The organism is Corynebacterium epidermidicanis, from assembly GCF_001021025.1.
Taxonomy (GTDB): domain Bacteria; phylum Actinomycetota; class Actinomycetes; order Mycobacteriales; family Mycobacteriaceae; genus Corynebacterium; species Corynebacterium epidermidicanis.
This window is the reverse complement of record NZ_CP011541.1, coordinates 185275-198011: the sequence shown is the minus strand read 5'-3', so window position 1 is coordinate 198011 and position 12737 is coordinate 185275. Positions and strand designations below refer to the sequence as shown.

At 60.2% G+C, this 12737-nt stretch carries 10 protein-coding genes; 6 read left to right on the top strand and 4 right to left on the bottom strand.

The window, feature by feature from the left end; genetic code table 11:
* Positions 1-18 precede the first annotated feature (18 nt).
* A complete protein-coding gene (locus CEPID_RS00955; protein WP_047241243.1) occupies positions 19-243 on the top strand; it encodes a hypothetical protein in 225 nt (74 codons plus the stop codon).
* 77 nt (positions 244-320) lie between these two features.
* On the opposite strand, the gene CEPID_RS13255 is transcribed toward CEPID_RS00955, so the two are convergent.
* Entirely contained in the window at positions 321-458 is a 138-nt protein-coding gene (locus tag CEPID_RS13255) for a hypothetical protein (protein WP_158408001.1), read from the bottom strand.
* Between the two features lie 226 nt (positions 459-684).
* Between CEPID_RS13255 and CEPID_RS00950 the strand changes: the two genes are divergently transcribed.
* The 4 genes from CEPID_RS00950 to CEPID_RS00935 are packed head-to-tail and all read left to right on the top strand — an operon-like array spanning position 685 to position 8076.
* On the top strand, positions 685-2076 hold the full coding sequence (locus tag CEPID_RS00950; protein WP_144413401.1) for an FAD-binding oxidoreductase: 1392 nt from the start codon (positions 685-687) through the stop codon (positions 2074-2076).
* Positions 2077-2820, top strand: coding sequence for a decaprenylphospho-beta-D-erythro-pentofuranosid-2-ulose 2-reductase (locus CEPID_RS00945; protein WP_047239375.1), 744 nt, complete (start codon positions 2077-2079; stop codon positions 2818-2820).
* Between the two features lie 10 nt (positions 2821-2830).
* Entirely contained in the window at positions 2831-4777 is a 1947-nt protein-coding gene (locus CEPID_RS00940; RefSeq protein WP_047239374.1) for a galactan 5-O-arabinofuranosyltransferase, read from the top strand.
* Positions 4778-4788: 11 nt separating this feature from the next.
* A complete protein-coding gene (locus tag CEPID_RS00935) occupies positions 4789-8076 on the top strand; it encodes an arabinosyltransferase domain-containing protein (protein WP_083984318.1) in 3288 nt (1095 codons plus the stop codon).
* Positions 8077-8491: 415 nt separating this feature from the next.
* Here CEPID_RS00935 and CEPID_RS00930 read toward each other — a convergent pair whose 3' ends face one another.
* From CEPID_RS00930 to CEPID_RS00920, 3 genes are read right to left on the bottom strand one after another with little or no spacing between them, the layout of a single operon-like run.
* Positions 8492-9526 carry a glycoside hydrolase family 25 protein gene (locus CEPID_RS00930; RefSeq protein WP_047239373.1) on the bottom strand — a complete coding sequence of 345 codons (1035 nt, stop codon included), beginning with the start codon at positions 9524-9526 and terminating at the stop codon, positions 8492-8494.
* Between the two features lie 30 nt (positions 9527-9556).
* The gene (locus tag CEPID_RS00925; protein WP_047239372.1) at positions 9557-10357 is read right to left on the bottom strand and encodes a PrsW family intramembrane metalloprotease; all 801 of its coding nucleotides are present in this window, start codon (positions 10355-10357) and stop codon (positions 9557-9559) included.
* Positions 10354-10905, bottom strand: coding sequence for a hypothetical protein (locus CEPID_RS00920; protein WP_047239371.1), 552 nt, complete (start codon positions 10903-10905; stop codon positions 10354-10356). The genes CEPID_RS00925 and CEPID_RS00920 overlap by 4 nt, the downstream gene beginning before the upstream one ends.
* Positions 10906-10925: 20 nt before the next feature.
* Between CEPID_RS00920 and CEPID_RS00915 the strand changes: the two genes are divergently transcribed.
* Positions 10926-12713 carry a M13 family metallopeptidase gene (locus tag CEPID_RS00915; RefSeq protein WP_047239370.1) on the top strand — a complete coding sequence of 596 codons (1788 nt, stop codon included), beginning with the start codon at positions 10926-10928 and terminating at the stop codon, positions 12711-12713.
* Positions 12714-12737: the final 24 nt, after the last annotated feature.

Below are 12737 nucleotides of genomic sequence, written 5' to 3'. Positions count from 1 at the left end.
AGTACTACGATGGCGGACATGTTTGGCTTCAAAAAGCGCAAGGCTGCCCCTGGACATTTGGCAGCGGAACAGACCAATACCCCACTTAGCAATGCGGTCACCATGATGATGGCGCAAGAACTACCTTTGCTCGACTCCGCCGACCGGGTGCGCGTCTATCAGATATTAGAGGAATACGACGGCCCGACGATCATGACTCAAGAAGATCTGCCAGCAGAAATTAAGCAGATCATGGATCTCTAACACGACCCCAACACGAAAACGTGGTGACAACATGCATTTCATGTTGCCACCACGCTAATCCGCGCTAGCGGGTCCTATTAGGAACCCAGGGCAGACGAGGTGTTGTCAAAGAGACCCTTGACACCACCGAATACGGACTCGGTGGAACCGATTGCAGTGTTGAACAGGCCCTGAACGAAGTTGATGACGCCGTCGAAAAGCTGCATGAAATCCATGATGGTTTCCTTTCGTTGTTTGGTTGCTCGTACGCATTCCAGTGTTGCCACAGTGCGCCTTCCAGCGAAAGGAGCCTGTGAATAGTCAGATCAAATAAAGTTGGGTGCGGATTTCGTTACAAATCGGTGGTCAACTGGAAGAAATAGCCTTTCAATCGGCGCCACTGTGAGCACCCCCACATTAGGGGTAGCTCAGTGGCCCGGAAAAGCGGGTAGCCTTGGTGCCGTGACTAAAAATCAAGTATTGACCGGATGGGGCCGCACTGCCCCGACCACTGCGCGCGTGCTTTCAACGCCTGATCTCGACGAGATCATCCGCGCAGTCAAAGAAGCTGCCGAGAAGAATGACCGCGGTGTTATCGCCCGCGGCATGGGTCGTTCCTACGGTGACCCTGCGCAAAACGCCGGTGGATTGGTTGTCGATATGCAGCCGCTCAACCAAATCCACTCGATCGACACTGAGACCGCCATCGTCGACGTCGACGGCGGCGTCACCCTAGACCAATTGATGAAGGCCGCCCTCCCATACGGCCTGTGGGTCCCCGTGCTTCCGGGCACGCGTCAGGTGACCATCGGCGGCGCGATCGGCCCAGACATCCACGGCAAGAACCACCACTCCGCTGGATCTTTCGGCAACCACGTGGTGTCGATGGAACTGCTGGTTGCCGACGGGCGCATCCTCCACCTCGAACCAGAAGGCACCCCAGACGACCCAAAGGGTGAGCTGTTCTGGGCCACCGTCGGCGGCATGGGCCTGACCGGCATCATCGTGCGCGCCCGCATCAAGATGACGCGCACCGAGACGGCCTACTTCATCGCGGACGGCGACCTCACCCAAAACCTGGACGAGACCATCGAGTTTCACTCCGATGGCTCCGAGCACAACTACACCTACTCTTCGGCGTGGTTTGACGCGATCTCCCCAGAGCCAAAGCTCGGTCGCGCGGCAATCTCCCGCGGCTCGCTGGCTACCCTGGCCCAGCTGGAAGAACTGAATCCAAAACTGGCCAAGGACCCATTGAAGTTCAACGCTCCGCAGCTGGTCACCGTGCCGGACATCTTCCCAAGCTTCACCATGAACAAGCTCTCCATGATCGCCATCGGCGAACTGTGGTGGTTGAAGTCCGGCACCTACAAAAACCAGGTGCAAAACCTCACGCAGTTCTACCAGCCACTAGACCTCATCGGTGAGTGGAACCGTGGCTACGGCAAGAAGGGCTTCCTGCAGTACCAGTTCGTGGTTCCACGCGAAGCAGTTGAGCCGTTCAAGGACATCGTGAAAGACATTCAGAAGTCGGGCCACTACTCCGCGCTGAACGTGTTCAAGTTGTTCGGTGAAGGCAACAAGGCTCCGCTGTCCTACCCAATGCCCGGCTGGAACGTCTGCGTAGACTTCCCGATCAAACCAGGCCTCGGCGCCTTCTTGGACGACCTGGACAAGCGAGTCATGGAATTCGGCGGTCGCCTCTACCTGGCCAAGGAATCCCGCACCAGCGCGGAGAACTTCCACCAGATGTACCCAGGCCTGCAGGATTGGCTCCGTATCCGCAATGAGATTGACCCCACCGGCGTATTCGCATCCGATATGTCTCGTCGCCTCGAATTGGGAGGAAAGTAAATGCTAAACGCTGTAGGAAAACCCCAGCACATCGCCCTTTTTGGTGGCAACTCGGACATCGGTGTGGCCATCGTTGAGGAATACCTGACCAAGGGCCCGATCAACGTAACCCTGCTCAATCGCACGGAGCCAACCGCGGCGATCCAGACCATCGAAAAGGCCGGCGGCACCGCCACTTTCATCGAGTTCGATGCCACCGATTTTGACTCCCACCCCGCTATCTTTGAGCAGATCAAGGGCGATATCGACGTCGCTATCGTGGCATTCGGCGTGCTGGGCGATAACGAGGAGCAGTGGCAGAACCAGGCCAAGGCTGTTCAGGCTGCGCAGATCAACTACACCGGCGCCGTGTCTGTGGGCGTGCTACTTGCCGAGCGGATGAAGTCTCAAAGCCACGGCACAATCGTGGCACTGAGTTCCGTGGCTGGCGTGAAGGTCCGCCGTTCCAACTTTGTCTACGGCTCCACTAAGGCTGGCTTCGATGGCTTCTTCACCCAGCTGGGCGAGGCGTTGCGCGAGTTCGGTGTGAACGTGTTGGTTGTTCGCCCAGGACAGGTTCGCACTAAGATGAGCGCAGGAGTTAAGGAAGCACCTCTGACCGTTGACCGCGAAGACGTGGCCAAGGCAGTGGTCGATGCAGTACACAACCGTAAGCAGGAGCTGTGGGTCCACCCAGCTTTCCAAGCGGTGATGCTGGTGCTGCAGCACATTCCGAAACCAATTTTCCGAAAGCTGCCACTGTAGAGAAGAGTTTATGAACGTCGACGAGCATTACACGGCCGATGCAATCTCCATCCGCACCACGATCCTCGCGACGTTCGCAGCACCGCTCGTCGGCGGTCTCTTCACGCTGGCATGTTGGTTCGTCCTCAAAGCGACCAACCTGCCAGCTTTCGGCGGCTCAAACCTCACCCGAGGCTTAGCGACGGCAGGTTCCAGCCTGCTCCTGCTGACCTTGGGTTTTTTGGTGTTCATGTGGATCCGTGACCAGCATGTAGACGCAAGGCCACCACGGTGGCGTCGATTAGCGACGTACGCGGTCTCCTACCTAGCCCCCGCAGCATTAGTGGTCTCGACCCTAGCGATCCCGCTGGCCGCCACCAAGCTCTACCTCGACGGCGTGACCGTCGACCAGGGCTTCCGCACCCAGTACCTCACGCGACTGACCTCCGACTGGCACCTGCACGACATGAACTACCGAGACATCCCGGCCTACTACCCGGCGATGTGGTTCTGGCTGGGCGGGCGCTTCGGCAACCTGCTCGGACTGAGCGGCTGGGAGACTTACCAGCCGTGGGCCTTAGTGTCGATTTCCATGATGGCATGCACACTGGTGCCGCTGTGGCAACGTCTTACGTCTTCGCTACCAGTCGCCGCGGCAATCGCACTAGTGAGCACGGCAATTTTCCTCGTGATGAGCCCCGAGGAGCCCTACTCAGGCATCGTGGCAATCGGTGCCCCGGTAGCCGCGGCGATGCTCAGTCGCGCGTTGCGCGGCTCAAAGGCCGCCATCGCTTTCATGATTGTCTACCTCGGGTTCTCTGCCGCCACCTACACCGTATTCACCGCCTTCATCGCGCTCAGCGTGGTGCTCGTAGCCGGCTTGATGGCAGTTTTTGGCCAGCGGAAAGTACAGCCGATCGCTCGCCTGATTGTGATTGGTGTCGGCTCGATGGCCATCGCCGCAATTTCTTGGGGACCTTACCTGTGGGCCGTACTGCGCGGCGCCCCGATGGGCAAGGCCACCGCCACTCACTACCTGCCTGTTCAAGGCGTCGAAGTGCCCCTGCCGATGCTCTCACCAACACTGATCGGCGCGTTGTGCCTGATAGGCGTGGGCTATTTGGTCTTCCGTGCCAACGACCCGGAGATCCGCAACATCGGCATCACCACCGCGGTGGCCTACCTCTGGATCATCGCCTCAATGATTGTGGCACTAGCCGGCCAGACCCTGCTCGGTTTCCGACTCTCCACTGTGATTGCGCTACTACTTGCCACCGCTGGTGTCCTCGGACTCGCCGACTTCCGGCTAAGCGGGGTCTATTCCTATCTTCCTTCCGGGCTCACTCCGGAACGCCTGCGCAGCCTCGACATTCGCATCACTGCGATCATGGTCACGCTGGTGACGATCGCCGGCATCTCTTACGCCCAGTCGATCCCCGCCCGAAACCACACGCCTATCGACCTCGCCTACACCGACACCGATGGCTACGGCGAACGCGCCGACCGCTTCCCCGCCGACTCCACCAAGTACTACGCCGAAATCGATCAATTCATTCAATCGCAGGGCCATCGCCCATCCGAAACTGTCGTACTCTCCGACGCACAAAGCTTCCTCAGCTTCTACCCCTACTGGGGTTTCCAGGCCTTAACCAGCCACTACGCCAACCCACTCGGCGAATTTGAACGTCGCAATGCCTTCTTGGAAAACCTTGCGGTCGATTCCAACAGCAAGCTCAGCGACCCTCAAGCTTTCCAAGCCAAGCTTGCCGACGCCCCCTGGGCCCCGCCGGAGGTATTCATCTTCCGGGGCACACTAGGTGCAGAAAACGCCAAGTGGAAATACGACATCGCCGAAGACATCTTCCCGAATAATCCGAATGTTCGTTTCCGCGGCGTCTACTTCAACCCAGCTGTTTTTTCCGGTTGGGAACAAAAGCAGATTGGTCCGTTCGTGGTAGTTGTTAAGCCAGTGACGTAGAGTAATGACTTGTGTCAATTGCTGCCAAACCCGCCCCACAGTCGATCAAAACGCTGGCGATCGTATCCGGACTCATAGGATTTGTCTGCTTCCTACTGACTCCATTCCTGCCAGTTAACCAAACCCAATCGTCTTTCGATTGGCCGCAGAAAGGCCTCAACAGCGTCAATGCGCCGTTGATGTCCTATGCACCCGATGCGATTGAGGTATCGGTGCCTATGTCCGCTCTGGAGCACATGCCAGAAAAAGAGTGGATGGTACTGGGCACCTTGCCGGCGGACTCGAAGGACGCCACCACGCGTGGTCTGTTTGTGCGCTACACCAAGACCGGCCTGGATGTCATTATCCGGGACACTGTGCCTCTGAGCATTCCAGTGGCAGACCTGCCAAAATCGGGCGATTTAAAGGTCTCCTCCACCCCTGAGCGTACTGAGCTCACGCTTGGTTCAAAGAAGGAAGTTTTGGAAGGCGATCGTCGCCCGCAGGTGACCGGCATTTACACCGATCTTCCGCGAGATGCCAAGGTCCAGGGCATCAACGCGCATGTCGATATCAACTCCCGATTTACCTCCAGCCCAAGCCCGCTGAAATACGTGGTCATGTGGCTGGGGCTCGCGATGACTCTCCTGGCACTTTGGTCGCTGCACCGACTAGACAAGCTCGACGGGCGTGCCTCCCGACGCTTCTTCCCCAAAGACTGGTGGAAACTGCGCCCTCTCGACGGCATCGTCGGCGCCACCCTTCTGGCCTGGCACTTCATCGGCGCGAACACCGCTGACGACGGCTACTTGCTCACGATGGCCCGGATCTCCCGCGGCTCGGGCTACATGGCTAACTACTACCGCTGGTTTGGTGTCCCCGAATCACCGTTCGGCGCTCCGTACTATGACTTGCTGGCCCTGATGACGTATGTCTCCACCAGCTCCATTTGGATGCGCCTGCCCGGTTTGCTCGCCGGCTGGTGCGTGTGGCTGTTGATTAGCCGCGAAGTCTTGCCGCGTCTGGGGGCGAAGATCACCGGGCGTCGAGTAGCTCACTGGACCGCTGCGTTGACGTTCCTGGCCTTCTGGATGGTCTATAACAACGGCACCCGCCCAGAGCCGGTTATTGCCCTGGGCGCGCTGCTGACCTGGGTGTGCATGGAGCGCGCCATCGCTACCTCTCGCTTACTTCCGGCTGCTGTAGGTGTCATCGTGGCAACGCTCGCACTTGGGGCTGGCCCGACCGGTTTGATGGCTGTCGCGGCCCTCCTGGCGGCCCTTTCTAGCTTGATTCGCATCATCTACCGCCGGATCCCGCTGGTGGGTGGCTCCACCTGGCAGGCGGTGTTGGCGATGGTGGCACCGTTCCTGGCATCCGGCACCGCAATCTTGCTGGCAGTCTTTGGTGACCAAACCCCAGCTTCCGTGCTGGAAGCAATCCGTGTCCGCGCGGACAAGGGCCCTGCGCTCACGTGGTACATGGAATGGGTTCGCTACGAATCGCTGTTGGGACAGACGGTGGATGGCTCCTTCGCTCGTCGATTCGCAGTGCTGATGGTGCTTGTATCGGTGGCGCTGGTGCTGGCGTCGATGTTGCGCAATGGGCGCGTCCCGGGTTCGGCGCAGGGGCCGTCGATACGCTTGCTGCTGGCGTTCCTGGGCACGATGTTCTTCATGATGTTCACCCCAACCAAGTGGACCCACCACTTCGGTGTCTGGGCGGGCATCGGCGCGGCGATCGCTGGGCTGGCGGCGGTGGCGCTGTCGCATATGGCGCTGAAGTCGGCGCGATCCCGCACACTGCTGTTCGGCGGAATTTTGTTCGTGCTCGCGTTCAGCCTCGCCGGAACTAACGGTTGGTGGTACGTCTCCAGCTTCGGCGTACCATGGTACGACAAGACCGTGCAGTTCAAGGCCGTCGAGGCTTCGACGGTCATGCTGGGGATCTCGTTGCTGGTGCTGGTCATCGGCACGATCCAATCGTTCGTATCCGATGTGCGCACCGCCCGCGCCGAATCCCAAGGCACCCTCGACGAACTCAAGCTGGAGCGCCGCCGAAAGCTCGCACGTTTCGACGGCATCGCGGCCTCCCCTATCGCCGTGGTCTCCGCTCTCGTCGTGATGTTCTGCTTCCTGAGCCTGGGCAAGGGCTTCGTCTCCCAATACCCCGCGTACTCCGTCGGCCTGGGCAACTTGCGTTCAGCGACAGGCGACTATTGCGCGCTCGCCAACGACGCGATGCTGGAAACCAACTCCAACGATTCCTTCCTCCAGCCTGCCGACGGCTCCGACCTCGGCGCTTCGCTCGACGTCACCGAACACCGCGGCTTCGACGCCAACAACGTGCCGGAATCCATCGCCGTGGAAGGCGTAGCCAAGGAATCCTCCCAGGGCTCCATCGGTGGTGCCACCTCGAACGAAGACACCACCGAAGCCGGCGGTGGCCAGGCCACGGGCAACACCGGTGGCGTGCGCACCGAACGAGGTGTCAACGGTTCGAAAGCATTCCTGCCCTTCGGCCTCGACTTCCACAAAATTCCAGTCCTCGGCTCCTACACCGAGGGCCCACAATTCCCAGCCGAAGCCACCACCACCTGGTACAACCTACCTAAGCGTAGCGACGACACCCCGCTGCTCATCGTCTCCGCCGCCGGAAAGATCGCCCACCACGACATCAACGGCGTAAAGCAAGACGGCCAGGAACTCATCGTCGAATACGGCACCCGCAGTGCCGACGGCAATGTCACCAACACTGGCGAACTCGAACCTCTCGACATCGGCCCTACCCCATCCTGGCGCAACCTGCGCGTCCCGATGGATCGGATCCCCGAAACCGCCAATGTCGTGCGAGTAGTGGCCAAGGACCAAAACCTTGAGCAAAACCAGTGGCTGGCCTTCGTGCCTCCGCGCGTGCCGAAGCTAGACTCGCTCAACAACGTGATCGGCTCCGAACAGGCCGGCCTTCTCGACTGGGCCGTCGCACTCCAATTCCCATGCCAGCGCACCTACGACCACTTCGCAGGCGTAGCCGAAATGGCGAACTTCCGCATCTCCCCAGACCACCCAGGCAAAGTGACGCTCTCCCCAGTGATGGACTACGCCGGCGGCGGTGTACTCGGCGTCACCGAAGCCGTGAACACCTCCGTAGAGATCCCGGGCTACCTCAAGAACGACTGGCAGCGCGACTGGGGCTCCATCTCTCGCTACTACCCACGCACCAACCTGCGTGGCGAAGCCCCCGACGTAGCCGAAATCCACCACGAAGTAATCCAGCGTTCTGGGCTCTGGACACCAGGGCCGATGAAGACCGATGAGTAGGTTCTTGAATCGGCGAAGCCTCCCACCCGTGCGCAAGGCTGGTGTGGGAGGCTTTTTGTGACTTATGGTGCTTGGGGCGCGAGCCGCGGGCCGGAAGGCAGACGCGGATTTCCTTTGAAGTTGTCCAGAATTTGCGGCGGATTCCGCGTGCCAAGCAGGGGCCGGCGCTCCGGCTATCCTTTGGCGGGTTGGTGTTGAACCAACTTGTGGAGCCCAGCATCTTCAACTCAGCCTCGTCTCGCGATAGGACCGCATTTTCGGACACCACCACGTCTAGTCACCAGGAGTGAGCGAGCTTCAGAAGTGCCACCTAGCTGATTTGCAGCCCTAACCCGCGCTCATTTCGCCCGCAAGCTAGGCGTCAAGGCACCAACACCCGCGAGCCACGCACTCCCAACGCGAAACCGCCGAGAAACTACCCTTCGGTACGATGCCCAGCCGCGTTCAAAAGCAGCAACAAGTCTCCGATGGAGTAGTTGCCTTGGACGATTCGGTTGAGTTCAGCAACTGGTAATTTTCCACCGAGCCCGGCGACTTGCCCTCCGAGCGCGCCGGCAACCAGACTGTCCACACCTGCGGCGAGTGCTGCTTGGTTCGCCACGTTTCCGGCTACCTCTGGTGGCATGATGCCAATCGCTCCTGCTAGGCCGAGTAGCGCGAGCGCGATGTCGCGAGCCGAGGTTCCCATTCCGTGGTCAGTCGCTACCTTTTCACCCGGCACGAGGACTCCGCCGTAGCCATTGAAACTTGGCAGTTGACCTGGGGTTCCATTGAAGAGGTTCATGTCCACTGGGGTGTTGATACCGGTGACCCGTCCTTCGCCGGTGCGCTGCCAGAAGGCCATTTGTTGCCAACCGCCGGGAAGTTGGGTGGGCACCTCGGATTGGTAGGCGGCGAACCAGAGCGGGTAGTGGGCGAATTCGGTGGTGTTGCCCATGTCTTGTTCCCAGAAGTATCGGTAGGTGTACACCATCGGCTTGCGGCCGGTCTGGCGTTCGACTTCACCGAGGAAGTCCCTCGTCCAGTTCTGTAGTTCGCCGACTCCAACACCGTCGGTTTGCTCGATGTCGAGCACGGGCGGGAGGTCTTGCGGGTGTGCTTTGTAGGCGGCTGCGTAGTGTCGCGCTTGGGCGATGGGGTCCGTGTTAGGCCGTCCGTAGTGGTACGACCCGGTGGTTAGTCCCGATGCGTCGGCTGCGGTGATGTCGGCGTGGTACTGGGGGTTGGTGTAGTCGAGACCTTCGGTGGCCTTGACAAACGCGAATTTCTGTTCCGCTCCGGCGACACCGTGCCAGTCAATGGCACCTTGCCAGCTGGCTACATCGATGCCAGAAGGCGCGGTCGCATGTTCCGCATTTGCGGACGGAATGAGCAGGGTGGCAGCCAGGCTTAACGACGCACAGGCGGCAAGAATCGTACGGCGGGCAGGGTTAAGTCGAGCATGAGACATAACCCCAAAAGTACACAACTTTCACACAAGTCACATCAGCAACACGTAGGAATTGTCAACTTTCTGCATTCTCACAGCTTTCCAATACACATAAATGAACGATCCATACAGAATCACCATCAGCACACCGAGGCGAATCATTTGCTCAAGCGGGAAGGTGGTGATGATGTTCCAGACGAAATGGATGAACGTCGAAAAGCCCAGCCAGGCCAAGGCCCCACGTCGCCCAACGCAAAAGATCGCGAGCCCGATCCCCCAGCCCGACAGCGCCGCCAAGGCGACGTGGATGCCAGGGCCAGCCAGCGAACGCAGCCCCCACATGGAGACGGCGCCGGTGAGGTCCGAGTTGGCGTCGTAAAGTGCGCCCACTGCGCCGTACACCAGGTTTTCGTTGATCTCGAAGCCCAGTCCTATCAACCCGCCGGTAACGAACCCATGCCAGGGCCTGTTGAGCGCGCGGAAACCGTACACAATCAGGACCACTCCCAAAGCCTTGGCTAGTTCCTCGGGGATCGCACCACTAAATGACGCCAGCAGTGGATCCCAACCGAGCTTGGTGGTGATATCCGACCATGCCATGGACGGCCACAGTACCAGCGCAGTCGAGACGCCTGACCCCCAGGTCAGGCACGAAAGCACGTACCAGGCGCCCGCGTTCGGCCACAACGGCCCGGCGCGAAAGAGCAGCAGGCCGGCCACCAGATAGAGTGCGGCGAACAGCACTCCGATCCCCCAGCCGATCGGTGACACTAGCCCGTTGAGGAGGGAAAACAAGATGGAGGCGGGTAGACCGAAGATCACGAGAAGTTTCCACCACACGCTGCGGTTCATGCTTCCTCCATCGGGTTCGCGATGCGGTCGAGCTTGGCGGGTTCGGTCAGCGTCGTCCACAGCAGGAGACCGTATTCGCGGCGCTTGGGCCCGGTGACCACCGCGACGAGAGTCTGTCCGGCGTGGTCGTCGCGCCCTTCCACCGACATTCCCACGGCGTCCTCGGTTTCGAGGAGGCGCGCAACGCCACGCGTGACCGAAACGGGGCCTGTTACGTCGACCATCGTGACGGTGCGGATTCCACGACGCAGAGTCTCGGCTTCGTCCCTAGAGCCTTCCAGCACCATGGTTGAGATCGAAGTACCGTCGCAGTCCCACGCAGCCCCTAGGACTGCCTCGTCGTCTTCCTGGCACTGCATTGCGGTGCCGTCTGGCCAGGACAGTTCCTGCGTCCAGCCTTGCTCGACACTGCCGAGCTCAACCCGCGAGGTGTTCGCGTCGACGCTGGGCAGCACCGCATTTATGGGCACGGGCAATAGCAGCAAGGCCAGGGCGATTCCCCCGATCCGCCACAGGTGGAGTCGGGGTTTGAGTCGATACTCGGGCATAGTGCCTACTATAGGGACTCATGGACAATCTCTACGAAGAAGTAAACGGCCAATGGCTTGCCGAGCATGTCATCCCAGCTGACCGCGGCGTCGACGGCACTTTCCACAAGCTCCGGGACGACTCCGAAGCGCACGTCCACGCGCTCCTCGAAGCCTCCTCAGGCCTGCCGGGTCAGGCTTTCCGCAGTTTTATGGACACCGACCGGATGGACGCTGCTGGCATCGCCCCGCTTGACGACGACTTCGCCCTTCTCTCCCTCCCCTTGACCGAAGCTCTCGGCAAACTGTCCCGCCTCGGGGTGTCCTCCCCTGTGGAGGCATACATCACCAAGGATTCTTCCTCGGAAGAAGTTGTGCTCTACGTGGTGCAGGGTGGCCTGGGCCTGCCCGACGAGGCTTACTACCGGGAACATCCCGAAGTGTTGGCCGCCTATGAGCAGCATGTTGCCCGGATGCTGGGTTTCTTGGGCAAAGCGGACCTGGCCCCAGCGGCGATCGCGTTGGAGAAGAAATTGGCAGCCGCCCACTGGGATGTGGTCGCGGCCCGTGATTCCCTGAAGACCTATAACCCGTGCCAGCTCAGCGAATTGCCGCCTCGCGTAGCAGAAATCCTGCGGGCTGCGGGTATTCCGGAGGGCCGAGTAGTAAACATGATGCCTTCCTTCCTGACTGCCTTGGACGAATTGCTCGAAAACGAAGACTGGGAAGCGTGGCTCACCTGGCACATCCTCAATTCTCGGGCGGCCTATCTCACGTCCGAAATCAGCGCAGCCAATTGGGAGTTTTACGGCCGCCGGCTGACCGGAGCGACACAGCAGCGCGATCGCTGGAAGCGCGGTGTCACCCTGGCGGAGTCTCTGGTTGGCGAGGCAATCGGGCAGGAATATGTGGCACAGCATTTCCCGCCGTCGCACAAGGAAGCTATGGAAGAGCTCGTCGATAGCTTGCTGCGGGCGTACCGGGATCGGATCTCCCAGCTCGCGTGGATGACACCGGAAACCCGGGAACGCGCGCTGGAAAAGCTCGGGACGTTCAAGGCCAAGATTGGCTACCCGGATACGTGGCGATCCTTCGCCGGGCTCGAGTTCGGCCCCGACCTGCTCGAAAATGTGCGGGCTGCCAGCGCCTTCAACCACGACTATGAGCTGGCTAAACTGGGCAAACCAGCGGATCGGGATGAGTGGGTGACCACCCCGCAGACCGTCAACGCGTTTTACAATCCTGTGGTCAACGACATTACTTTCCCCGCGGCCATCCTCCGCGCCCCCTTCTTCGACCCCGACGCGTCCGCTGCCACGAACTTTGGCGCTATCGGGGCCGTGATTGGGCATGAGATCGGGCATGGTTTCGACGACCAAGGCTCGCTTTACGACGGCGCCGGTAACCTCAATTCTTGGTGGACTGACGAGGATCGCGAAGCATTCACTGAGCTGACCGCTAAGTTGGTCACGCAGTTCGATGGCTTGGTTCCCACAGTTTTGGCTGGTCGCGAGGGGATCCGTGGCGTCAACGGCGAATTCACCTTGGGTGAGAACATCGGGGACTTGGGTGGTCTCGGCATCGCTGTCACTGCGTTCTTGCAGTCCGGTGGCGCCCGCGAAGACCTCCCGGAGCTGTTCCGCTCCTGGGCTCGGATCTGGCGCACGGCAATCCGGCCGGAATTGGCGGAGCAATACTTGGCGATTGATCCGCACTCCCCAGCCGAATTCCGTTGCAACGTAATCGCCGCGAACATCGACGAGTTCTACGAAGCCTTTGAGGTGGGCGAAATGGCGATCCCGGCCGAGGACCGGGTGCGCATCTGGTAAAGCGCGACGCTGTGCTGGTGCGAC

Coding starts and splice junctions, on each gene's coding strand:
- CEPID_RS00955 (WP_047241243.1), top strand. CDS start 19: ATGTTTGGCTTCAAAAAGCGCAAGGCTGCCCCTGGACATTTGGCAGCG.
- CEPID_RS13255 (WP_158408001.1), bottom strand. CDS start 458: ATGGATTTCATGCAGCTTTTCGACGGCGTCATCAACTTCGTTCAGGGC.
- CEPID_RS00945 (WP_047239375.1), top strand. CDS start 2,077: ATGCTAAACGCTGTAGGAAAACCCCAGCACATCGCCCTTTTTGGTGGC.
- CEPID_RS00940 (WP_047239374.1), top strand. CDS start 2,831: ATGAACGTCGACGAGCATTACACGGCCGATGCAATCTCCATCCGCACC.
- CEPID_RS00930 (WP_047239373.1), bottom strand. CDS start 9,526: ATGTCTCATGCTCGACTTAACCCTGCCCGCCGTACGATTCTTGCCGCC.
- CEPID_RS00925 (WP_047239372.1), bottom strand. CDS start 10,357: ATGAACCGCAGCGTGTGGTGGAAACTTCTCGTGATCTTCGGTCTACCC.
- CEPID_RS00920 (WP_047239371.1), bottom strand. CDS start 10,905: ATGCCCGAGTATCGACTCAAACCCCGACTCCACCTGTGGCGGATCGGG.
- CEPID_RS00915 (WP_047239370.1), top strand. CDS start 10,926: ATGGACAATCTCTACGAAGAAGTAAACGGCCAATGGCTTGCCGAGCAT.